The sequence below is a fragment of the Spiribacter sp. SSL99 genome (genome assembly GCF_009805925.1).
GTDB classification, from domain to species: domain Bacteria; phylum Pseudomonadota; class Gammaproteobacteria; order Nitrococcales; family Nitrococcaceae; genus Spiribacter; species Spiribacter roseus.
In genome coordinates, this window is sequence record NZ_MAOM01000019.1 from 142,195 (window position 1) to 164,912 (window position 22,718).

Genomic DNA, 22,718 nt, shown 5'->3' on the forward strand with positions numbered 1-22,718 from the left:
GAACAAAAAAACCGCCGACCGGGTAGCGATGCCGGTCAGCGGTTGTGTGGGGGAAACCCTGGGAGTGGGATCAGAACTCGTAGATCAGACCCGCGACGCCCAGCTTGTCGGTGTCATCGGCCACGACGTCGCCGTCGCTCAGCTCGCGGTCAAGGTTGCCGTACTCGGCGAAGATGAGTACGCCGCTGGCAACCTCGTAGTTGACGCCAGCTGCCACCTCAGACTTCGAACTGCCATTGCTGGGATCAAAGCTCTGAGCCGCCCCGTAGACGTCGCCGGCACCATAGTTGTAAGAGAAGGCGACGGCGGTGAAGTCCTTGTCATTACCGGCCTGGTCGTTCTCCTGAGCAAAGCGGGCGCTCACCTCGAGACGGTCACTCAGCTGGGCCACAGCCGAGATACCAACCAGGTGATCCTGCGAATTGAACTGGTCGTTGGTATCAGTACCGCCATCGTCGTCGATTGATCCGCGGCTGTCATAGGCGGCCGCAAGGGCGATCGGACCAAAGTCATACTCGGCCGCGGCAACCAGGCTGACCTCAGTGTTTGACTGGTTGGCATCCTCGTTTTTGTGGCGTCCCTGCAGCCGGAACGAAAAACCGTCCATATCGGGGCTGTAATAGGCGATCATGCTGTCCTCGGGAGTCCGAGTTGAGTCGCTGAGTGAGGCGTTCTCAAAGGGATCGACCGCGTCGGTGATCAAATCCTCAAAGACGTTGTCGACGTCGCCGATCGCCACTTCACCGAAGTCGCCGGCAAAACCAAGGATGCTCGCCCCCCGTGATACGTTGCCGTCGCCCTGTCCGAGCACGTTGTACTCGAATTCGGCTTCGGCGAACGCGGTGACGCCGTTACCGAGGTCACGGCTACCTCCGAGGAGTACGAGCGAACCGTCATCCACAAAATCGGTGCTGTTGTCCCCATCAGCCTTTTTCTCATAAAGGTAGTTGAGGACCACTTCGCCGCCCAGGGTCAGTGTGGTGTTCTCGGAGACTTCGAAATCGGCGGCCTGAGCGCCGGCGGAAGCCATGCCGGCCGCGACCAGAAGGGCCAGTTTGGGTGCGTGCTTCATCACTTGAATCCTCGTTTGATTGTGGCGTTGCGTTGACGCGACAGCCGCGGCGTCCGCCGCTGCCCCGACTGGCGATGACAATGCCGGGACAATGTGACGAGGCGATGAGGGTTCAGTGACAGATCCGTGACAAATCAATGACGCTGGAGTGACAGCCGTTGTATCAACGCAACAGGGCGTTCACAGCGATTCGCTGAGGCGGTCCTTGAGCTCGGCGGCGGTGGCCGCCTTCGGCAGGCAGGCCCGGGCGCGGCACACCCACGCGCCGCTGCCCTCGGCCGGTGCGGCACCGGCACGCTGGCCGTCCCCGGGGGTCAGCACCAGCCGGCCCGGGGCGAAGCCGCCCTCGGCGACGTCGCGCAGGGCCTGGCGCGTTGGCGTGTCCCCGCGGATCACCACGAGCGCCGGGGGGACGAGCTGCTCATCCAGGGCATCCAGCAGCGTGCAGTGCGCCGCCGGTGCCTGCTCGATGCTCTCGGCGGCCGCCATCAGCGTGCGCTCGGCGGCATTCAGGTAGCGCGGCTCGCCCAGCCAGTGACCCAGTCGGTTGAGCGCCAGCGCCGCGATGCCATTGCCGGCGGGCAGGGCATCGTCGGTCCAGCGCCGGGGCCGCTGGATGAGGGGGGCATGGTCGCGGGCGGTCAGATAGAACCCGCCGACATCCGCATCCTCGAAGCCCTCAAGCAGGGCATCGGCCAGTGAGCGCGACCACGCCGTGCGGGCATCGGACCAGCGCGCCTGCTGGAGCTCGATGAGGGCATCCAGCAGGAAGGCGTGATCGTCGAGGAAGGTCAACGCGCCGCGCGCCTGCAGTGCCGCCTCGGTGCGCTCGGCGGCATCGATGAGGTGCGGCAGCTCGAGGAAGCGCCCGGCCCGCGCCAGGGAACGGATCATCAGCGCATTCCAGGCGGTCAGCACCTTGTCGTCGCGGCCCGGTCGTGGGCGCTGGTCGCGGGCATCACGGAGTTTCTGCTGCGCCGACTTCCAACGGGCTACCAGGACGTCGCGCGGGGTGTGCAGGGCCTTGGCCAGTTCCGAGAAGGCCATGTGCACCTGTGGATGCCAGCGCCCGTCAAAGTTGGGTTTTTCATCCAGGCCCAGTCGCCGGATCACCAGCTCCGCCTCGTCGGCACTGAGCACCGCCCGCATCTGCTCGGGCGTCCATAGATAGAACGCGCCCTCGCCCCCGGCGCTGTCGGCGTCCAGCGAGGTGGCGAAGCCGCCGCCCGGCTGTTCCATTTCGCGCAGCGCCCACTCGGCGGTCTCCCGGGCAATGCGGCGGAAGAACCGATCGCCGGTGGCCTGGAAGGCGTCGCTGGCGACACCGATCAGCAGGGCGTTGTCGCTGAGCATTTTCTCAAAATGCGGGATCCGCCATTCGGCATCCACGCTGTAGCGCGCAAAGCCACCGCCGATCTGGTCATAGATTCCCCCCAGCGCCATCCGCCGCAGGCTGTGGCAGGCCATGTGCAGGGCGCCGCGGTCGGGCTCACCGCGCTGCTGGCTGCGGGCATAGGTGCGCAGCAGCCGCTCGAGGGTCATGGGCTGCGGGAACTTGGGCGCCGGGCCGAACCCGCCGTGGGCCGGGTCGAAGCGCTCGCCCAGCTGCTGACGGGCGGTGTCGAGCACGCCGGCATCGGGCAGGGCAGTACGCGGCGTGACCGTGCCCAGCCGATCCAGCACGCGCTTGAGATCGGCGTTCTGCTCGTGGATCTCGTCGCGGTGGTCGCGCCACACCCGGGTGATGCGATCCATGACATCGCCAAAGCCGGGCATGCCCTGGCTGGCCTTGGCGGGGAAGTAGGTCCCGGCAAAAAACGGCATCTGATCGGGGGTCAGGAAGACGGTCAGCGGCCAGCCACCGCCGCGGCCCACCAGCAGCTGATGGGCGGTCTGGTAGATGTGGTCAAGATCGGGGCGCTCCTCGCGGTCGACCTTGATGTTGATGAACCCGTGATTCATCTGATCGGCGATGGCCGGATCCTCGAAGCACTCATGCGCCATGACATGGCACCAGTGACAGGCCGAATAGCCGATGGACAGCAGGATCGGCCGGTCCTGATCGCGGGCGGCGGCCAGCGCGGTGTCGTCCCACGGCTGCCAGTGCACTGGGTTGTCGGCGTGCTGGCGCAGGTAGGGGCTGCTCGCCGCGCCCAGTCGATTGCTGGTGAGGGGTGATTCGGCCATGGCATGATCCCGACAGACAGTGATAACGCGGGCTGGATGCTATCATCCTCGCCATCAACGGGTCTCGACGCACAGGAACGGGCACTCATGCGGATCGATGGGGCAACCGGACGGGTTGCCGAGGCGGCCTTCGTGGCATCGCCCAATCAGGGCGAGCGACCGCCCGGTCAGGCGCCGGAGCTGATTGTGGTGCATGGCATCAGCCTGCCCGCCGGCCAGTTCGGCGGCGGTCATATCACCGAGCTGTTCACCAATCGGCTCAACACCCGCGGTGACGCCCGCTTCGATTACCTGGCCGGCGTGCGGGTATCCGCCCACGTGCTGATCGCCCGGGACGGCGGGCTGACCCAGTATGTCGCGTTTGACCGGCGCGCCTGGCACGCCGGCGAGTCGGTGTTCGAGGGGCGGCGCGACTGCAATGACTTCTCCATTGGCATCGAGCTGGAGGGCACCGACACCCAGCCCTACCGGCCGATTCAGTATGACCGGCTTGAGGCGCTGATCCGCGGGCTGCGGGCGACCTATCCGGCCATCGGCGCGGACCGCGTGGTGGGGCACTGCCATATCGCCCCCGGGCGCAAGAGCGATCCCGGCCCCGGATTTGACTGGCAGCGCCTGGCCCGCAACCTCGAGATCCGCTGCCCGATCACCCAGCGCCGGGCGCTCACCCTGTGAAGCTGCTTGCCCTGATTGCCGCACTGCTCATCAACAGCCGCCTGCCACCCGGGGGCTGGCGCAGTGCGCGGGGGTTCTTTCGCTACAGTGCCTGGCTGCAGCCGCGGCTGATGCGCCTGCGCGCCTGGGACCATGGCCTGGGCGTGGCGCTGGTGCTGCTGCCGCCGCTACTGCCGGTGGCGATCCTGCAGTGGAGCCTGGGTGGCGCGCTGTTCGGCGGCGTGGGGCTGGTGCTGAGTGTGGCCGCACTGTGCTTTGCGTTTGGCGGGGGCGAGCCCCTCGAGGCCGAGGTGGCGGCGTTCACCGCGGCCTGGCGGCGCGGGGACACCGCCGCCGCCGCGACCGCCCTGAAGGCGCTGGCCGGGGGGCGGGACGAGCCGATGGCCTTCGAGGCCATGCCCGAGGCGGCGGCGGGGCATCTGATGCTGCGCGCCCGGACGCGCTTGTTTGCGCCGGTGTTCTGGTTTGTGCTGCTGGGCCCTGTGGGCGCGTTCGGCTATCGACTGGCGGTGCTGGCGCGGGCGTTCGGCGACTGCCAGGACAATGCCGGTCCCGGCTACTGCGGGCGTGCGACGCGCCTGGTGGCGGGGCTGGACTGGCTGCCCGACCGGCTGATGGCGCTGACACTGGCGCTGGCGGGCCACTTCAGTGCGGCCTGGACGGTCTGGGAATCTGAGGCGGCGGCGGGCGCACCGCGGCGCCTGGCGGAAACCGGCATGGCGGCGCTGGGTGTGCCGCTGGCCAACGCCCCCCGCGATCTGACCGCCGACGCCGTGGACGATGCCTATGCGCTGCTGCGGCGGACGGTTTATGTGTGGCTGGCGCTGGTGGCGGCGGGCGTGCTGCTGATCATCGGCTGAGCCGCCGGGCCCCCGCTGGAACGATCGCTAGACGACCATGACCGGGCAGTGCGCCCCGCCTGCCACACGGTGGGCGACGCTGCCCAGCAGCATACTGGTCTCGTCGGTGGTGCCCTGGGCGCCGATCACGATCAGGTCACACTCGCGCTGGCGGGCGAACTGGACGATGGTGCTCGCCGGCCGCCCGCCCTTGACGAACGCCCGCACCCGATCGCGGGGGACGTGGTGGTCGATGATCGACTGCTTGGCCGACATGGCGATGTCGGTGGCGTATTCCTTGAGCGCGTCGTCGGGCATGGTCATGCGCTTTGGCCGGACCATGGACAGCGAGGCCTCGCGCAGGCTGTGGTGCTTGAACACACACAGCACGAACACCTCGGCGTCGGTCAGTCGCTGCAGGCCGATCACCGTATGCAGCGCCGACATCGCGCCGCTCGAACCATCCACGGGCACCAGGATTCGGTTGAATAACGCCATACGCCGCCTCTAGTTGAACATCAGGTCGCGCAGTCCCAGGGCGATCTGCGGGAACATGATCAAAAGGGCCGCCGAGAACACCAGCATCAGGACAAACGGCGGTGTCCCCCGAATGACCTCCATATAGGGTCGCTTGAAGATCGCGATGGCCGTGAAGATATCGCAGCCGAACGGCGGTGTCGCCGATCCGATCGCCACCTGCAGCGTGATCAGGATGCCCACCAGCACCGGGTCGAGCCCGGTGGCCTCGATGGCTGGCATGAAGATCGGGGTCAGCACCAGGATGACCACGATGGGGTCGACGAACATACAGGCGATGAAAAACGCCACGCAGATCGCGATCAGTACGCCCACGGGTCCGGCTTCGTTGATGCCGACGGCGCCGAGCACCGCCTCGGGGATCTGGGCGAACGAGATGATCCAGGAAAATCCGTTGCCCGCGCCCACCAGGATGAACACCACCGCGGTGATCAGGCCCGTGGACTTGGCGATGGCCCAGATCTCGCTGGCCTTGAGCGAGCGGAAGATCACGAACTCAAGGATCAGTGCGTAGAGCACGCAGACCGCGGCGGCCTCGGTGGGGCTGAACACGCCGCCGTAGATGCCGCCGACGATGATCACCGGAAAGCCGAGCGGCCAGAGTGCATGGCGCACCGCCGTAAGGCGCTCGCCCCAGCTGGCCTTGTCCTCGGTGGGGACGCCCTTGATGTGGGCGTAGATGATGCAGTAGATCGAGAACATCGTGAGGATCATCAGCCCCGGGCCGATGCCCGCGATGAACAGCTCACCGATGGAGGTCTCGGAGATTACGCCGTAGACGATCATGCCGATGCTCGGCGGGATCAGGAACGCGATGTCACTGGCGTTGATGATCAGCGCGAGCGTGAACGGGTCCTTGTAACCGGCCTTGAGCATCCGCGGCCGCAGCGGCGAGCCGATGGCCACCACCGTTGCCTGGGTGGAGCCCGAGACCGCGCCGAACAGCGTGCAGGAGGCGGCGGTGCTGACCGCCAGGCCGCCCTTGATATGGCCGATGAAGCTCATGACCATGTTGATCAGGCGCTCGGCGGAATGCCCCCGGGTCATGATGTCGGCGGCGAGGATGAACATCGGCACCGCGATCAGCGACGCCGGCCGGATCCCCGCGAGCATCTGCTGGATGAGAGTCTCCATCTGCCCGAAGCCGCCGAACATCATGGTGAAGCCGATCACCGCCCCGGCGATCAGCGGCACCATCATGGGGAATCCCAGCAGCAGCAGGATCACCATGGCGCTGAACATGATCGCGCTCATGGCCTAGACCTCGGTCTCGGTGTCGCGGTAGCCGTCGATGACCGCGGTGGACAGGTAGACGTCCTTCTCGCGGATGTTCTTGATGGCGGTGAGCAGGTACTGGATGGCGGTGATCCCGAGCCCCAGCGGCACCCAGACGTAGACCGTCCAGATGGGGAAGCCGAGTGCCGGCAGTACCCGACCGCTGTCGCGGACATCGATGATGTACCACACCGAGAAGTAGAGCAGGAAGAACATCGTCGCCGAGGTGACCAGGGCGATGATGATCATCGCTACCTTGCGCCCGCCGACGGGGAATGCGTCGTAGATGGCCGACATGCGGATGTGGCGGCCGTGGCGCGCCGCGTAGCCGATGCCCGCGAACGTGATCAGGATGATCAGGATCCGGTTGATTTCGCCGGAAAAGGAAATGCTCTGACCCAGCGCGAAGCGTCCCACCACGTTGGCGATGGTGTTGGTGGCCATGAGCAGCACGCCCGAGGCCAGGATGACGGCCTCCAGTCGTGCGAGAAAGGTGTCGAGCAGGCCAAGTGGGCCCGGCAGGTCCGAGCGATAGGCCCGTTCCGCTGCTTCGTCTTCGGCGTTCATGCCCGCTCCGCCTCCTCGATCACTGGTTAATAAAGGGGGCGACCCGCCACGCGGGCCGCCCCGGGGCTGACTGGCGATCAGTCAGTCAGAGTCTCAGTTGGACTGGACTTCTTCGAGATCGGCCTTGAACTGCTCGAGCAGCGCTTCGCCATCCTCGCCGGTCATCTCGAGATACGCCTGCTCGACCTGCGGCGCCTGGGCCCTGAAGGCCTCGATCTGCTCGTCGGTGAGACGTGTCACGGTGACCTCGTCGGAGTCCTCGCGGATCTTCTCAAGCGACTCGTCGGCCAGACCCTGGATGTGCTCCATGGTGTGGTCATAAGCCACATTGGCCGCCTCGCGGATCATCTGCTGCTCGCTGTCCGACAGGCCTTCGAAGAAGTCCTGGTTGGCCATCGACGCCGTCACGAACCAGCCGTGACCGGTGAACGTCAGGTGCGGCGAAACCTCGTAGAGGCCGCCCGACTCGATCCAGAAGATCGGGTTCTCCTGACCGTCGATCACGCCGGTCTGCAGGCCACCATAGACCTCACCCCAGGGCAGGGGCGTCGGGCTGGCGCCGAAGGCGTCGTAGGTCTCGGAGAGCAGCGGGTTGGTCATGACCCGGATCTTCTTGTTGTTGAGATCCTCCGGGCTGGTGATCGGCTCGTCGGCGGTGACCACCATCTCGCCCTCCGGGTACATCTTCAGCAGCTCGAGGTCATGCTCGGCATAGAGCTCGGGGAACATCTCGTTGATGGCCTCGCTCTCGTTGAAGAACTCGAGCACGGTCTGCTCGTCGGTGGGCAGCAGGTAGGGCACGAAGAAGATCTGTGCCGGTGGCAGCCAGGCGCCACTGAAGCCCGGCGACTGGTTGACGAACTCGAGGATGCCGGACTGGGCCTGCTCCATGATGTCGTCGGACTCGCCCAGCTCGCCAAAGCGGTAGATCTCGAGGGTGTGATCGGAGTTGGCCTCGATGTAGTCCTTGAAGGCCACGGCGTAGACGTCCTGCACGTCGCCTTCATACTCCTCATGCGCGTAGCGCCAGGTGTCAGCGAAGGCGGCCGTGGACAGGCCGAGAGCGAGCGCACCGGCGGCGGTACGCGTGAAAAGCGCGGATGACTTCATGAATGAGTCTCCTTGTTGCTGTTTCGGGTGACGGCAGAATGCCGCGCACTTGCCGATTACCAGCCGTCACTGATGTGACAGACCCGTTAAAGCTATCCCGCGCTGTTCGCGGGGGTCAAGTCAGTGGCATATGCTTCAAAATGGCGCGAATCATGCACGATCATGGCGCGTTATTACCGTTATCCGGCGCCTGTCGCGGCACCTCCGGCAGTTCGCTGCGACGCGGAAAGCGCCCGCCGCGGTAGGCTCGGGTCTGCATCCGCACCGTGGCCGTGGTCACCAGTGGCAGCCGCCCGGTGGCCAGCATGGCGCGCTCCCGCGCGCCGTACGCCGAAGTCCAGCGCGTGGCGGTGCGCAGGGCCCGGAGAATGAATGCACCGGCATAGGGCACTTCAAGGGCGTAGCCGTAGGTGGCCCGGACCCGTAGCAGGGTGGCGTCCTGGAGGCTGATGCCGCTGCGCCGGCCGATGCCGCTGGGCGCACGATCGAGGTGGCGGAACGGCAGATAGACCTTGCCGTTGGCGTCCCGCTGGCCGTGGTCGGCAAACGCCTCGCGGGTCGGGTTAAGAATGTGCAGCGCGAGGTTGAGCCGGGCATCGGGCATGGCCCGGGTGAAAAAGGCCGTCTCGAACCCGGTGGCCGTGGCGTCTTTGAGATGCAGCGGGACGATGGCGCGGGCAAAGGCATTGCGCATGGGGCCCGTCTCGGCATTGGCGAGGGCCCCGGTCCGCGCCGCCATCAGGGTGGCGTGATCGACCACGGCCCGGGCCTGATGGATGAGCGCCCACTGGGTGATCGACAGGCCCAGCACGAGTACAACCGGCAGGGCGATCACCGTTTCCAGCATGATGCTGCCGGTGATGCGCCCGCTGCCGCTTGGGGTGGACCGGCCTGCGCGTCGGCGCATGCTCAGGGCCGGGTTATGAAGGATGGGTCGCTATTGAGTGGTCGAGGTGGAACGGCAGCTGGCCGGGGCGTATTGAGCGGGGAGGCCATTGGTGTCGGGGATCTCGCAGTTCCAGGCGAGGGCGTTGTTCGAGGTGTCCGGTACGAAGTTCAGCAGGGTATCTATCGCAGCAGAGTCTCCGATATCGCCAAATTCGATCTCAATAGTCCCCTGAGTTTGTCCCGGCACCGCATCCCCGTGAATAGAAAGATCCTTGATCACGTCCGTCGCATAAGTCGCCCCATCGGCTAACCCCGCCTCGGTGTTACTGGTCGGCAACTCGCCATTCGCATAGTAGTAATCCGCCACACTCGTCTTGGCGGCGCCGGCGGCGGTGAGGGCCTCGGTGACCTTCGCCCGCACCGTGTAGTCCGAGTAGGCCGGTACGGCCACCGCCGCCAGGATGCCGATGATCGCGACCACGATCATCAGCTCGATCAGGGTGAAGCCCTTCTGTCGCATTCGCATGGGAAACCTCCATTGTCATGCTCAGGCCAGACTGCGGCCTGCCGGTCCATTCAGCCCCAGGTGCCGGTGCCGATCTGCGGGCCGGGTCACACAATCCACCCGCCCCGCGGGTGCGCCGGACGAGTGGCGGTCATCACGGGGTCGCTGATCTTTTGAATCGGTGCGTTTAATCGTGGAGAATGTCGGCACTTTTATTGGAGGAGGCGGAGCGTCCATGAACCTTCACGAATTTCAGGCGAAGCACATCTTCAGCCAGTTCGGTATTCCCATCCCCCGGGGCTTCGTGGCCCGCTCCGCGGCCGAGGCCCGCTCCGCTGCGCAGGAGCTGGGCGGTTCGGTGCAGGTGGTCAAGGCGCAGGTCCACGCCGGCGGCCGCGGCAAGGCCGGTGGCGTCAAGCTGGCCAAGAGCATTGACGAGGTGGGCGAGTACACCGAGGCCATGCTCGGCACCCGGCTGGTCACCCATCAGACCGATGAGCAGGGCATGCCGATCAACGCGGTGATGGTCGAAGAAGGCCTGGACATCGCCCGCGAGATTTACCTCGGCGCCCTGGTCGACCGGGCCAGCAAGCGGGTCGTGTTCATGGGCTCCGCCGCCGGCGGCATGGACATCGAGGAGGTGGCAGCCACCGAGCCGGAGAAGATCGTGACCGTTCGGGTCAATCCCGTCGCCGGTCTGCAGCCCTATCAGTGCCGCCAGATGGGCTTTGCGCTGGGCCTGACGCCCGCCCAGATCAAGCAGCTGACCCAGATCATGAAGGGCCTGTACCGCTGCTTCGAGGACCGCGACCTCAGCCTCATCGAGATCAACCCGCTGATCGTCACCGCGGATGATTCACTGCTGGCGCTGGACGCTAAGATCAACGTCGATGACAACGCCATCGAGGTCAACCGCCAGCCCGAGATCGCCGACATGCGCGACCTGAGCCAGGAGGACGAGACCGAGGTGCAGGCCGCCGAGCACGGCCTCAACTACATAACCCTCGACGGCAACATCGGCTGCATGGTCAACGGCGCGGGGCTCGCCATGGCCACCATGGACGTCATCAAGCTGCACGGCGGCGAGCCGGCCAACTTTCTGGACGTGGGCGGCGGCACCAATAAGGAGCGTGTCACCGAGGCGTTCAAGATCATCTCCGCCAGCCCCGATGTGCAGGGCATTCTGGTGAATATCTTCGGGGGCATCGTGCGCTGCGACATGATCGCCGAGGGCGTGATCGCCGCGGTGAAGGAAGTGGGGGTCAACGTCCCGGTGGTGGTGCGGCTCGAGGGCACCAATGTCGAGCAGGGCAAACAGCTGCTCGCTGACAGCGGCCTCGATATCATCCCCGCCGATGACCTGACCGATGGCGCAGACAAGGTGGTCGGCGCGGTCAGCGCCTGATCCCGCAACCCGGACTAACGACGAGGAATACACATGAGCATTCTGGTGGACAAGCACACCAAGGTCATCGTCCAGGGCTTCACCGGGAAGCAGGGTACCTTTCACGCCGAGCAGTGCATTGCCTACGGCACCAACATCGTCGGTGGCACCACGCCGGGCCGTGGCGGCGAGACGCATCTTGACCGGCCGGTGTTCAACACCGTGCGCGATGCGGTGGACGGCACCGGGGCCGACGCCTCGATGATCTATGTGCCGGCCGCGTTCGCCGCCGACGCGATCCTCGAGGCCGCCGAGGCGGGCATCAAGGTCATCGCCTGCATCACCGAGGGCATTCCCGTGCTGGACATGCTCAAGGTGAAAGCGGCGCTGGACTTCTACGACGCCACGCTGATCGGTCCCAACTGCCCCGGCATCATCACCCCGGATCAGTGCAAGATCGGCATCATGCCGGGCCATATCCACAAGGCGGGGTCCATTGGCATCGTCTCGCGCTCGGGCACGCTGACCTACGAGGCGGTCAAGCAGACCACCGACATCGGCATGGGTCAGAGCACCTGTGTGGGCATCGGCGGCGATCCGATCCAGGGCATGAGCTTCATCGATGTGATCTCGCGCTTCGAGGCCGACCGCCACACCAAGGGCATCGTCATGGTGGGCGAGATCGGCGGCACCGCCGAGGAAGAGGCCGCGGAGTACATCCAGGCCAACGTGCGCAAGCCGGTGATCGCCTATATCGCCGGTGTTACGGCGCCGCCCGGCAAGCGCATGGGTCATGCCGGTGCGATCATCAGTGGTGGCAAGGGCACCGCGGCGGATAAGTTCGGCGCCCTCGAGCGCGCCGGCGTGGCCACGGTCCGCTCGCCGGCGGAGATCGGTCAGCGCGTGAGCGACGCCTTTACCGGATGAATCAGCACCTGCGGCTGGTCATGGCCCAGCTCAACCTGCTGGTCGGCGATGTCGCAGGCAACACCGATGCGGTCATCGCGGCCGCCACGCGGGCGCGGGACGACCTGGGTGCGCGGTTGGTGTGCTTTCCGGAGCTGACGCTGACCGGCTATCCGCCGGATGATCTGCTGCTGCGGCCCGACTTCATCGCTGCCGTCGATCACGGCCTGGGCCGCATCGCCGAGGCAGCCCGGGGCATCACCGTGATCGTGGGCGCCCCGCAGCTTGCTGATGGCCATCTCTACAACGCCGCCTGCGTGATCCGCGACGGCGCGGTGCAGGCCTGCTACGCCAAGCAGGAGCTGCCCACCTATGGCGTGTTTGACGATCTGCGCTATTTCACGCCGGGGACATCGCCCTGTGTGATCGACGTCGACGGCTGCCGGGTGGGCGTGACCATCTGTGAGGACGCGTGGCACCGCGGGCCGGTCAACCAGGCGGCGGGGGCCGGCGCGGATGTGGTGGTCAACCTGAACGCCTCGCCCTTCGATCACTATAAAAGCGCCGCCCGCGAGTCGGTGCTGCGCGATCGCGTCGCCGAGACCGGTCTGCCAATCCTCTACTGCAACATGGCCGGTGGTCAGGACGAGGTCGTCTATGACGGCGGCTCCTGCGCGTTTGACGGCAACGGCGATCTGATGGTGCGCGCGCCGCACTTCGATACGGGCCTGCATCCGGTGGATGTCGAGTGCATCCATGGCCGCTGGACACCGCTGGAGGGGGCCATCGAGCCGTCGCTCTCGCCCGAGGCGGTGGTCTATGAGGCCCTGGTGTGGGGGGTGCGCGACTATGTCGAGAAAAACGGCTTCCCGAGCGTGGTGATCGGTCTTTCCGGCGGCGTCGACTCGGCGCTGGTGACCTGCATCGCCGCCGACGCGCTGGGCTCGGACCGGGTGCACTGCCTGATGATGCCCACCCGCTACACCGCCGATATGAGTCAGACCGATGCCGCCGGGCTGGCCGACGCGCTGGGCGTTCGCTACGACACGCTGGCCATCGAGTCGGTGTTCGATGGCTTCTGCGCCACGCTGGCGCCGGTGTTTGGTGACCGGCCCGTGGATGTCACCGAGGAGAATCTGCAGTCGCGGATCCGCGGGACGATGCTGATGGCGGTGTCCAACAAGCTGGGCGGTCTGGTGCTGGCGCCGGGCAATAAAAGCGAAATGGCGGTGGGCTACTCCACGCTCTATGGCGATATGGTGGGCGGGTTCTCGCCGCTCAAGGACATCTTCAAGACCGAGGTGTACCGCCTGGCCGCCTATCGCAACGCCGACGCCCCGGTCATCCCCGAGCGGATCCTGACCCGCGCGCCGAGCGCCGAGCTTGCCCCCGATCAGAAGGACAGCGACAGCCTGCCGGATTACGCCGAGCTCGACACCATCCTGGCCGCCTATGTCGAGGACGATGCCAGCGTCGAAGACCTGGTGGGTCAGGGGCATGACCGCGAGACGGTGGCCAAGGTGGTCAAGCTGCTGCACCGCAACGAGTACAAGCGCCGTCAGGCGGCGCCGGGGGTCAAGGTGACCACCAAGGCATTCGGTCGCGACCGGCGCTATCCGATCACCTCCGGGTTCGGTCGTCAGCCGGGCGGACCGGGCGCCTGATACACTCACGCCTCCAGCCAACAGCGGAGCATTGGAATGAAGAAAATCGAGGCCATCATCAAGCCGTTCAAGCTCGATGACGTGCGCGAGGCCATCGCCGAAGTGGGCATCACCGGCATGACGGTGACCGAGGTGAAGGGGTTTGGCCGGCAGAAGGGCCACACCGAGCTTTATCGCGGGGCGGAGTACGTCGTGGACTTCCTGCCCAAGATGCGCGTCGAGGTGGTGGTGGCCGACGATCAGGTCGAGCGCGTGGTCGAGGCCATCGTGGCGGCGGCCAATACCGGCAAGATCGGTGACGGCAAGGTATTCGTCACGCCGGTGGAGCAGGCCGTGCGGATCCGCACCAGCGATTCCGGCGAACAGGCGCTCTGATCGCGAACGCCGTCCGCGGCGGTTAGAAGCCGCTGGACTCCCCTAGAGGCCGCCGCCCATCGGGCCACCCATTCCGCCTGAGCCGCCTGAGGGGCCTTCGGACGTGGGGGCGGGTGGCACTTCCATCGTCTCTTCCTCGTAGAGTGTCGGCGTGTCGGGGATGCGGTCCCCGGCATCGCGGTCGGTCTCGCGCTGGGCCGTGCGCACGCCATCAGCCAGGGCATCCAGGCCGAGGCGCTGGTAGGCGGTGCCAAGCAGGTCGGTGGCCGGCCTGACCGCGGCGGTGCCCTCGAAGGCCTCGATCACGGTGATGGCGCGCCGGGCGGCGGCCACCCAGGCATCGCGATCGGCATAAAAGCGCGCCACGCTCAACTGGAACTCCGCGCCTTCGGCGTACAGCACATCCAGTCTTCCGCGCGCCATGTCGGTGTACTCGCTGTCGGGATAGTCCTCGACCAGTGTGGTGTAGGCGGCGAAGGCCTGGCGCCGTGGGACCGGGTCGCGCAGGACGTCGTTGATGCCCACCCAGTCCTTGACCGGCCCGCGGTTTTTCTCCTCAAGCGCGAGGCCCTGCATGTACCAGCTGTAGGGCACGGCGCGGTGGCGCGGGTTGATGCGCCGGAAGCGTTCGGCGGCGGCCACGGTGGAGGCCACTTCGCCGGCCTGGTAGTAGGCGTGGATGATGTCGAGCTGGGCCTGGGTGGCGTAGAGCCCGAACGGGTACTGCGCCTGCAGCGACTCGAGCTCGCTGATGGCGGTCTGCCAGTCGTTGCGCCCGGCCGCCTCGCTGGCGGCTTCGTAGAGGGCCGCCGCCTCGGTGTTGTCGAGCCGGTTGGAGGTCTGCGTGTTGCCGGCGCAGCCCGCGAGCAGGCCGATAAGCAGTAGAATTGCGAGAAAGCGCGTCATGGCACCTGTGTCCATCGTGTGTCTGATCCACCCAGTCTAGAGAAAACGGGGAGCATCGCCCAGCATGAATGACTCGTCAGTGACCCGGATCGAGCGCGACGCGACGATCCCCGAGGCCGCCGCGGGGCGGCGGCTGGATGCCGTGCTCGCCGAGCTGTTCCCGGAGTTCTCGCGCTCGCGGCTGCAGCGCTGGCTGCGCGATGGGGATCTGACCGTCGATGGCGGATCGCCGCGGGGGCGTGTGGCGGTCAAGGGCGGTGAGCGCATCCGGCTGGCCGCCACCGCCTCGGAGGAGGGGGTGGTCGCGGCCGAGCCCATTCCGCTGTCCATCGTTCATGAGGACACGGCCCTCCTGGTGATCAATAAACCCGCCGGTCTGGTGGTGCACCCCGGCGCGGGCAATGCGGACGGCACGCTGCAGAATGCGCTGCTGCATCATGATGCGCGCCTTGGCGGGCTGCCGCGCGGGGGGATCGTGCATCGGCTCGACCGTGACACCACGGGGTTGATGGTGGTGGCGAAGACGCTCGAGGCGCATACCCATCTGGTTGAGCAGCTCCAGGCCCGCACGGTGGGCCGCGAGTATCTGGCGGTGGTGGGCGGCACCTTTACCGCGGGCGGCAGCGTGGATGCGCCCATTGGCCGGCACCCGCGGGACCGGTTGCGGATGGCGGTGCGCCAGGGCGTGGACAATAACGGCGATCCCATCGGCGCGGGGGTCAAGCCGGCGGTCACCCATTACCGCATCGAGGCGCGTTTCCCGGCCCATACGCTGCTGCGCTGCCGGCTGGAGACGGGGCGGACGCATCAGATCCGTGTGCACATGGCGCATATCCGCCATCCGATTGTCGGTGACGCGCTATATGGCGGGCGGCTGGCGCTGCCGTCAGGGGCCGAGTCGGCAATCCCGGCCGAGGGGGATGGTGGGGTTGCTTCGGCGCCGAGTGAACACTCGTCATCCACACGCGACGTCCACACGCTGGCCGATGTGCTGCGCCGCTTCCGCCGGCAGGCCCTGCATGCCGAGACCCTTACGCTGGTGCACCCCACAAGCGGCGAGACCCTTTCCTGGTCGGCGCCGCCACCGGACGATTTTGCCGTGCTGCTGGCCGCCCTGCGCGCGCATCAGGCTCAGATGGCGTCGGCCGCTGAGGATGACGGACGGTGGCGGCCGTGACCGCCGGGACGGGCCTGTCGATCCTGCGCCCGGACTGGCCCGCGCCGGTGAACGCGGGCTTTACGACCCGGCACGGTGGAGTCAGCGAGCCGCCATATGACGCCCTCAACCTGGCGATGCATGTGGGCGATGACCCCGCCGCGGTGCAGGAAAATCGTCGGCGTCTGGTTGAGCAGGCCGGCCTGCCCGAGGCGCCGCGATGGCTCTCCCAGGTGCACGGCACCCGTGTGGTGCATGCAAGCGCCGTCGAGCCCGACGTCACTGAGGCCGATGCGGTGTGGACGGATCAGGCCGGCCAGGTCTGCGCGGTGCTGGTGGCCGATTGTGTGCCGATCCTGCTGGCCGCACGGGACGGCACCTGTGTGGCCGCGGTCCATGCGGGCTGGCGTGGTCTGGCAGCAGGGGTGATCCCGCAGACCCTGGCGGCACTGCCCGTCCCGGTGTCTGAGCTCATGGCCTGTATCGGCCCGTGTATCGGGCCCGAGGCCTATGCGGTGGGCGGTGAGGTGATCGAGGCGATGGCAAGCGAAGGGGTGGCTGCCCGATATCGGTCGGCCACCGACACCGACAACGCGGGAGAGGGCCCGCCAGCGCATGAGACCCCCAGCGGGCGCTTTCAACTTGATCTGGCGGCCACCGCCAAGGCCGTTCTCATACAGGCTGGCGTCCACGCCCGCGCGGTGACGGGCGCGGGCCAATGTACCTGCAGCGACCCCAATCGGTTCTACTCCTATCGCCGCGACCAGACCAGTGGGCGCATCGCCGCCTATATCTGTCTCGCCGGGCGACCGGGACGAACCTCAAGCGAATCTTCCACCAGGTGCGTTTAAGCCGCATGCAAGACGCCTTCACGGTCGCCGGGGCTTTGCGCGGCTTCTCTGCGACTGCTCATCTGCCACCGTTTGATAATCATTTCAGAAATAGCCCCACTGGGATAAATCTATATCTAACTTCTCGGAAAGCTGCTCATTTTCTGACCGGAACCGGTTGAGGATCAATTTCGATAGGTCTTCTCGCAGCTCAATGCATTCCTGATGTCCTTTGGTTTGCCATTTGCTATCACCCATTGATAGCTTATTTTCATGGCCATCGGCTGACGACCCTACTACAGTCTCCACGTCCAGAAACGCACAAATTTTTTCCGCGTAGGATGATCGGTCTTCTTGGTAACCCTCCAGTGGGACGACTAATGTTTCTGCTTGACGGATAGAGGCGAAGACCTCGCACAGGCTATTATATCTCAACCAACTGAGTCCTGGTGCGGATGCGGTGTCACTTAGGATTTTGCGGAGCCGTCTCTCAAAGTCTTTTTGATTGACACCATGCATTATCTTGGCAGATTCCGCGTAGCGCGAAGCAAGCCACGTATCCTGCCGCCGTATGGTGATCAAAAAAGCTGGCGAAAGCCCACCCAACTTTTCGGCTAACCTTGCAGTATTTACTGCTACGCTCTCTGGTAACGTCACTGCATGAACGGACCAAGGGTTAGCCGGTGACATGCTCATGTTCTCATCAGACACTACTACGTGTTTTTTGCGGTCCGCCATCCGCTGGACTCGCAGTTCTCCGCCAGTCTGCTGAAAAAATTTTCTTATTCTAATGACTTGTCGTTCGTTGGGCATACCCCTGCCAAGATAGGCGATTTCGGCGCGAGGAAAATAAGGGAATATGTTTTTCTGTAGACTGGTGGTGCCAGTTTTTGGGAGGCCTGGATGGATGCACAGTTTAGGCGATATCAATTGTGTGTTCCTTCGGCAGCGGCCGAGAAAATATATTCACAGTTAGTAATTTCTTTAGTCATATCAATAAAGTCGTGCAAAATTCCGGGCTGGTCTGCTGGCCATGGGTGGAAGTTGCTAGTCACGTTGCATGTGGTCGATGCTCGATGATGTCGGTTAGGGCTGTATGCAGTCGTTGCCCTCTTTCCTCCAGACTGTGACAGGTGCCCGCCAGTTTGGCCTGCGCCTGCATTCGGTTGAATTCGTCCTCGTCGTCGTGGAGTCGGGTGATAAGGTTGATTATTTCTAGAAGGCGTTGATCGGAGGGGATTTCTTTGTAGGGAGGGGTGTAGCATGCATCCGGCAGATCGATCAGGAATCCACCCTTACCCGTCGCCTCGGGCAGACCACCTCGGTTGGTGGCGATTGTTGGTATCCCGTTCATATGGGCTTCTGCAATGACGCGTCCGTAGGCTTCCCACCAGAGGCTTGGCGCTAAAAGGAGGCGGGCCCGCTGATAGACGGGTCGCATGTCATTCGTGTTGTCGGTCAGCGTGACGTTGCTCAGCGCTCTCCGGGTCGGGCCGTACTGTGCGGAGACCTGTGTCAGTAACCCCCGCCAGGCACCTCGTGACTCGACCACCTCGAACGTGATGTCAGGTCGTTTTTCTTCGAGCAGCATGGCGATCCTCACGACCAAAGCGGCACCTTTAGCGAGTGATGGATTGATGAATAAAACGTTCTTCCGTTCCTGGTGGGGAGCGATGACACGAGCGGGATCGATAAAGACGCCAACGGGTATCGGATCTATGCCGTCTTTTTCTCTGTAGTAATCGGCGGTCGCCTTGGCGTTGGTTATCACGCGATCAACGTCGCGACACCACCGTTTCCCCCCAAAATTGCCATTCGCGAGGTACGCGGCGACCGGGATTCCTCTCGCATGCGCTTCGTCACCGATGAGTAGATCGAGGGTCCGGCCGCCATAGTAGTAAACGATATCGGGCTTAAATTGATCGAGGGCTTTCGTGTAAGTCTGATACCAGATGGCCTCTTCAGCCGCCGTCATCTCGGCGCGCTGGGTGGATCGCGTTCTGATCAGGTTGTGGACGAGTGGGTCGTCTTTGACGTGGACGACCTTTGATTTTGACTGTTCGATCTTTTCCCAGTGATCGGCGAGGCGTGTGATACCTCTGGGGGAGTCGAAAATGGTGGCGCCGATCACGCGGACATCCCACCCCAGCTTGTGCAGCTGTCGAAGCTGCTCGCGAACGGTCATCGACGCCCCACTGGACAGATCCAGAAGACAGTACGGGTTCGCCCAGAGAATGCGGGGTTTGCGGTCAGCCAAGTCTGCGGTCCCTGCGTTATGTGCCCACGAGTACGCTGAGCCTACTAAAGCTTTCATCCCAGACGAAGCCACCAGCGCTGACAAAAACTTGCATTGGGTGTTGTCCGTCCCCACATCCGTTAGTAAGTCCATATACCGATTACTGAAGGAGTCTGCACCATGCGTACGGACAAACTGACCACGAAATTCCAGATGGCCCTGGCGGATGCGCAATCGCTGGCCGTGGGGCGTGACAACTCGATGATCGAGCCGGAGCATCTGACGCTCGCCATGCTCGATCAGGAGGGTGGCGGCGTGCGTCACCTGCTGCAGCAGGCGGGCGTCAACGTCAATCTGCTGCGCTCGCAGCTCGGCGAGGCCGTTGATCGGCTGCCCACGGTGAGCGGCGATGGCGGTGATGTGCATGTCAGCAATGACCTCAACCGACTGCTCAATCAGACCGACAAGCGCGCGCAGAAGCGCGGCGACAGCTACATCTCGAGTGAGCTGTTCCTGCTGGCGGCCGTGGATGATGGCAAGACCCGGGTGGGCGAGGCGCTGAAACACGCCGGCGCCAATAAAGAGGCGCTGGAGAAGGCCATCGACACCACCCGCGGCGGCGAGAACGTCGACGATCCCAATGCCGAGGACCAGCGCCAGGCGCTTGAGAAGTACACCATCGACGTCACCGAGCGGGCCGAGCAGGGCAAGCTCGATCCGGTGATCGGCCGTGACGAGGAGATCCGCCGGACGATCCAGGTCCTGCAGCGGCGCACCAAGAACAACCCGGTGCTGATCGGCGAGCCGGGCGTGGGCAAGACGGCCATCGTCGAGGGGCTGGCGCTGCGCATCGTCAACCACGAGGTGCCCGAGGCGCTGAAGGAAAAGCGCGTGCTCTCGCTTGACATGGGCGCGATGGTGGCCGGCGCGAAGTACCGGGGCGAGTTTGAGGAGCGCATGAAGGGCGTGCTCAAGGACCTGGCTAAGCAGGAAGGCGAGATCATCCTGTTCATCGATGAGATTCACACCATCGTCGGCGCCGGTAAGGCCGAGGGTTCGATGGATGCGGGCAATATGCTCAAGCCGGCCCTGGCGCGGGGTGAGCTGCACTGCATCGGCGCGACCACGCTGGATGAGTATCGCACCAACATTGAAAAGGATGCCGCGCTGGAGCGGCGCTTCCAGAAAGTGTTGGTGGACGAGCCCTCGGTGGAGGACACCGTGGCGATCCTGCGCGGTTTGAAGGAGCGCTATGAGGTGCACCACGGCGTCGAGATCACCGACCCGGCGATCGTCAGCGCGGCCACGCTCTCGCAGCGCTACATCACCGATCGCAAGCTTCCGGACAAGGCCATCGACCTGATCGATGAGGCGGCGAGCCGCATCCGCATCGAGATCGATTCCAAGCCCGAGGCCATGGATCGACTCGAGCGGCGGCTGATTCAGCTCAAGATCGAGCGCGAGGCCCTCAATAAGGAAGCCGACGAGGCCTCGAAAAAGCGCCTCGCCACCCTTGAGGACGAGATCGCCGAGATTGAGCATGAATACAGCGAAATGGAAGCCGTCTGGAATCGCGAAAAGGCCGCCGTGGAGGGCACCACCGGGCTCAAGGAGGCCCTGGAGCAGGCCCGTCAGGAGCTGGAGACAGCCCGCCGGGCGAGTGATCTGACGCGCATGTCCGAGCTCCAGTACGGCCGGATCCCCGAGCTCGAGCAGCAGCTTGAGGCGGCCACGCAGGCCGAGGATCAACCGGCCATGCAGCTGCTCCGCAACGCGGTCACTGATGAGGAAGTCGCCGAGGTGGTCTCGAAGTGGACCGGCATCCCCGTGGCGAAGATGCTCGAGGGTGAGCGCGACAAGCTGCTGCGCATGGAAGAAGGTCTGGGCGAGCGGGTGATTGGCCAGTCCGAGGCCGTGCAGGCCGTCTCGGATGCCATCCGCCGGTCACGGGCGGGGCTGTCCGATCCGCACCGGCCGAATGGCTCGTTCCTGTTCCTCGGCCCCACGGGCGTCGGCAAGACCGAGCTGTGTAAGGCGCTGGCGAGCTTCCTCTTTGATACCGAGGAGGCGATGGTGCGCATTGACATGTCCGAGTTCATGGAAAAGCACTCCGTGGCACGGCTCATCGGTGCGCCGCCGGGCTACGTCGGCTATGAAGAGGGCGGCTATCTGACCGAGGCCGTGCGCCGCAAGCCCTACTCGGTGCTGCTGCTCGATGAGGTGGAAAAGGCCCACGCCGATGTCTTCAACATCCTGCTGCAGGTGCTCGATGACGGGCGGCTCACCGACAGCCACGGCCGCACGGTGGATTTCCGCAATACCGTGATCGTGATGACTTCCAACCTCGGCTCGCACCTCATCCAGTCGCATGCCGGCGAGGCGCAGTATGACGAGATGAAGCGCGAGGTGATGGGCGTGGTCGGCCAGCACTTCCCGCCGGAGTTCATCAACCGGGTCGATGACGTGGTGGTGTTCCACCCCCTCGAGCGCGAGCAGATCCGCCGGATCACCGAGATCCAGGTGCGCGACCTCTCCGAGCGGCTGCGCGAGCGGGACATGGCGCTGGAGCTCACCGATGCGGCACTGGATGTGATCGGCGAAGCGGGCTTCGACCCGATGTATGGCGCCCGGCCGCTGAAGCGGGTGCTCCAGCAGCGGGTCGAGAATGCTCTGGCGCAGCGGATCCTTGCCGGCGAATTCCAGGCCGGCGATCGCATCCGGGTGGATGCCGAGGCGTCGACGGACGGCGAGGGCAGTGGCGGCTTGACCCTCGAGCGGGTCAGCGAGCCCGTGCCGGCCTAGCCGTTCACCCGGCGGATTATTGCCAGTCCGGCGTTTGTTTCATAAAGTTTGTGAAACAGGCAGGAGGTGAAAAATGCAGGCATCGGTTCGGGATCTGCGGCTTCGTGCGGCCGAGTTGCTAGCGGCGGTGGAGCGGGGTGAGTCCATCCAGATCACCTATCACGGTCGCCCGCGGGCAATGTTGATCGGCATGGGTGGAGAGGTTGCGGGTTCCTCTCTTGGGCGCGCGATCGATGCCGACGAAAACCCGGCCTTCGGGCTCTGGCGGGATCGGATGGAGGTCGACGTCGAGTCAGTTATAGACCAATTAAGAGCGCCGCGCCCTTTTGGTGAGGCGCCTTGATTGATGGTCGTTGATACCGATGTACTGATCTGGAGCCTGCGCGGCCATCGGCCAGCCGAGGAGCTGTTACAAACGCTCAATGGCTTCTCGCTGTCGGCTGTCACCTACATGGAGCTTGTCCAGGGGCTGAGAAATACCCGAGAGTTTCGCGCTCTGAGGCAAGCTCTGCGGTTTTGGCCTGCCCGTGTCGTTGCGCTCGACGCGGATACTTCTTCACGTGCTGTGAACCTCGTCGAGCAGCATGCCCTAAGCGACGGGCTTCGTATGGCCGATGCGTTGATTGCCGCAACGGCGATGGGGCGAGGCGAGGCATTGTTGACCGCCAACCGTAAACACTACGTGCCGATCAGCGGACTGGATCTCCAGGTGTTCAAACCCGACGGCGCCTAGCCGTTCACCCGGCGGATTATCGTGTCGAGGGCGCGCGTCGGCAGAAGCCGGCGTAGCGCTTTGAACACATG

The 22,718-nt window shown here is 64.9% G+C and carries 22 protein-coding genes; 11 read left to right on the plus strand and 11 right to left on the minus strand.

Annotated elements, in window-relative coordinates:
- Nucleotides 1-70: 70 nt before the first annotated feature.
- Entirely contained in the window at nucleotides 71-1,153 is a 1,083-nt protein-coding gene (locus BA899_RS08165) for a porin (protein ID WP_235013334.1), read from the minus strand.
- Between the two features lie 99 nt (nucleotides 1,154-1,252).
- Nucleotides 1,253-3,259, minus strand: a complete 2,007-nt coding sequence (locus tag BA899_RS08170; RefSeq protein ID WP_159300302.1) for a thioredoxin domain-containing protein — start codon at nucleotides 3,257-3,259, stop codon at nucleotides 1,253-1,255.
- Nucleotides 3,260-3,346: 87 nt separating this feature from the next.
- Between BA899_RS08170 and ampD the strand changes: the two genes are divergently transcribed.
- Together ampD and ampE are read left to right on the plus strand one after the other, a co-directional pair.
- Nucleotides 3,347-3,934 carry a 1,6-anhydro-N-acetylmuramyl-L-alanine amidase AmpD gene (gene ampD, locus BA899_RS08175; RefSeq protein ID WP_110882578.1) on the plus strand — a complete coding sequence of 196 codons (588 nt, stop codon included), beginning with the start codon at nucleotides 3,347-3,349 and terminating at the stop codon, nucleotides 3,932-3,934.
- Complete coding sequence (gene ampE, locus BA899_RS08180; RefSeq protein WP_159300303.1) at nucleotides 3,931-4,794, plus strand: regulatory signaling modulator protein AmpE; 864 nt, start codon at nucleotides 3,931-3,933, stop codon at nucleotides 4,792-4,794. Before ampD ends, ampE begins: the two co-directional genes overlap by 4 nt.
- Before the next feature lie 27 nt (nucleotides 4,795-4,821).
- Here the strand turns inward: ampE and BA899_RS08185 are convergent, their stop codons facing one another.
- The 6 genes from BA899_RS08185 to BA899_RS08210 all read right to left on the minus strand — a co-directional run bounded on the left by BA899_RS08185 (nucleotide 4,822) and on the right by BA899_RS08210 (nucleotide 9,676).
- The gene (locus BA899_RS08185) at nucleotides 4,822-5,271 is read right to left on the minus strand and encodes a universal stress protein (protein WP_144347164.1); all 450 of its coding nucleotides are present in this window, start codon (nucleotides 5,269-5,271) and stop codon (nucleotides 4,822-4,824) included.
- A 9-nt stretch (nucleotides 5,272-5,280) separates the two neighbouring features.
- The gene (locus BA899_RS08190; protein ID WP_159300304.1) at nucleotides 5,281-6,564 is read right to left on the minus strand and encodes a TRAP transporter large permease; all 1,284 of its coding nucleotides are present in this window, start codon (nucleotides 6,562-6,564) and stop codon (nucleotides 5,281-5,283) included.
- Between the two features lie 3 nt (nucleotides 6,565-6,567).
- A complete protein-coding gene (locus tag BA899_RS08195) occupies nucleotides 6,568-7,152 on the minus strand; it encodes a TRAP transporter small permease (RefSeq protein WP_148121647.1) in 585 nt (194 codons plus the stop codon).
- Between the two features lie 93 nt (nucleotides 7,153-7,245).
- Nucleotides 7,246-8,262 (minus strand): TRAP transporter substrate-binding protein DctP, encoded by a 1,017-nt coding sequence (gene dctP, locus BA899_RS08200; RefSeq protein ID WP_159300305.1) that lies wholly within the window; start codon nucleotides 8,260-8,262, stop codon nucleotides 7,246-7,248.
- 160 nt (nucleotides 8,263-8,422) lie between these two features.
- Nucleotides 8,423-9,169, minus strand: coding sequence for a TadE family protein (locus BA899_RS08205; RefSeq protein ID WP_159300306.1), 747 nt, complete (start codon nucleotides 9,167-9,169; stop codon nucleotides 8,423-8,425).
- A gap of 30 nt (nucleotides 9,170-9,199) precedes the next feature.
- Entirely contained in the window at nucleotides 9,200-9,676 is a 477-nt protein-coding gene (locus BA899_RS08210; protein WP_159300307.1) for a pilin, read from the minus strand.
- Between the two features lie 214 nt (nucleotides 9,677-9,890).
- Between BA899_RS08210 and sucC the strand changes: the two genes are divergently transcribed.
- The 4 genes from sucC to BA899_RS08230 are packed head-to-tail and all read left to right on the plus strand — an operon-like array spanning nucleotide 9,891 to nucleotide 13,984.
- Nucleotides 9,891-11,060 (plus strand): ADP-forming succinate--CoA ligase subunit beta, encoded by a 1,170-nt coding sequence (sucC, locus tag BA899_RS08215; RefSeq protein ID WP_110882484.1) that lies wholly within the window; start codon nucleotides 9,891-9,893, stop codon nucleotides 11,058-11,060.
- Nucleotides 11,061-11,093: 33 nt separating this feature from the next.
- On the plus strand, nucleotides 11,094-11,966 hold the full coding sequence (gene sucD, locus BA899_RS08220) for a succinate--CoA ligase subunit alpha (RefSeq protein ID WP_110882485.1): 873 nt from the start codon (nucleotides 11,094-11,096) through the stop codon (nucleotides 11,964-11,966).
- Nucleotides 11,963-13,609, plus strand: coding sequence for an NAD+ synthase (locus tag BA899_RS08225; protein WP_159300308.1), 1,647 nt, complete (start codon nucleotides 11,963-11,965; stop codon nucleotides 13,607-13,609). Before sucD ends, BA899_RS08225 begins: the two co-directional genes overlap by 4 nt.
- Before the next feature lie 36 nt (nucleotides 13,610-13,645).
- The gene (locus tag BA899_RS08230; protein WP_110882487.1) at nucleotides 13,646-13,984 is read left to right on the plus strand and encodes a P-II family nitrogen regulator; all 339 of its coding nucleotides are present in this window, start codon (nucleotides 13,646-13,648) and stop codon (nucleotides 13,982-13,984) included.
- 42 nt (nucleotides 13,985-14,026) lie between these two features.
- Here the strand turns inward: BA899_RS08230 and BA899_RS08235 are convergent, their stop codons facing one another.
- A complete protein-coding gene (locus BA899_RS08235; protein WP_159300309.1) occupies nucleotides 14,027-14,890 on the minus strand; it encodes an outer membrane protein assembly factor BamD in 864 nt (287 codons plus the stop codon).
- 64 nt (nucleotides 14,891-14,954) lie between these two features.
- On the opposite strand from BA899_RS08235, the gene BA899_RS08240 reads away from it, so the two are divergent.
- Together BA899_RS08240 and pgeF are read left to right on the plus strand one after the other, a co-directional pair.
- Nucleotides 14,955-16,067, plus strand: a complete 1,113-nt coding sequence (locus BA899_RS08240) for an RluA family pseudouridine synthase (protein WP_159300310.1) — start codon at nucleotides 14,955-14,957, stop codon at nucleotides 16,065-16,067.
- Nucleotides 16,055-16,897, plus strand: coding sequence for a peptidoglycan editing factor PgeF (gene pgeF, locus BA899_RS08245; RefSeq protein WP_235013336.1), 843 nt, complete (start codon nucleotides 16,055-16,057; stop codon nucleotides 16,895-16,897). Before BA899_RS08240 ends, pgeF begins: the two co-directional genes overlap by 13 nt.
- A gap of 84 nt (nucleotides 16,898-16,981) precedes the next feature.
- On the opposite strand, the gene BA899_RS08250 is transcribed toward pgeF, so the two are convergent.
- Nucleotides 16,982-17,806 carry a hypothetical protein gene (locus BA899_RS08250; RefSeq protein ID WP_159300311.1) on the minus strand — a complete coding sequence of 275 codons (825 nt, stop codon included), beginning with the start codon at nucleotides 17,804-17,806 and terminating at the stop codon, nucleotides 16,982-16,984.
- 121 nt (nucleotides 17,807-17,927) lie between these two features.
- Entirely contained in the window at nucleotides 17,928-19,133 is a 1,206-nt protein-coding gene (locus tag BA899_RS08255; protein ID WP_159300312.1) for a glycosyltransferase, read from the minus strand.
- Nucleotides 19,134-19,292: 159 nt separating this feature from the next.
- On the opposite strand from BA899_RS08255, the gene clpB reads away from it, so the two are divergent.
- From clpB to BA899_RS08270, 3 genes are all read left to right on the plus strand, one after another.
- Nucleotides 19,293-21,914 (plus strand): ATP-dependent chaperone ClpB, encoded by a 2,622-nt coding sequence (gene clpB / locus BA899_RS08260; RefSeq protein ID WP_159300313.1) that lies wholly within the window; start codon nucleotides 19,293-19,295, stop codon nucleotides 21,912-21,914.
- 73 nt (nucleotides 21,915-21,987) lie between these two features.
- Nucleotides 21,988-22,257, plus strand: a complete 270-nt coding sequence (locus BA899_RS08265; protein ID WP_110882492.1) for a type II toxin-antitoxin system Phd/YefM family antitoxin — start codon at nucleotides 21,988-21,990, stop codon at nucleotides 22,255-22,257.
- A 3-nt stretch (nucleotides 22,258-22,260) separates the two neighbouring features.
- Nucleotides 22,261-22,647 carry a type II toxin-antitoxin system VapC family toxin gene (locus tag BA899_RS08270; RefSeq protein WP_159300314.1) on the plus strand — a complete coding sequence of 129 codons (387 nt, stop codon included), beginning with the start codon at nucleotides 22,261-22,263 and terminating at the stop codon, nucleotides 22,645-22,647.
- Nucleotides 22,648-22,718 lie beyond the last annotated feature (71 nt).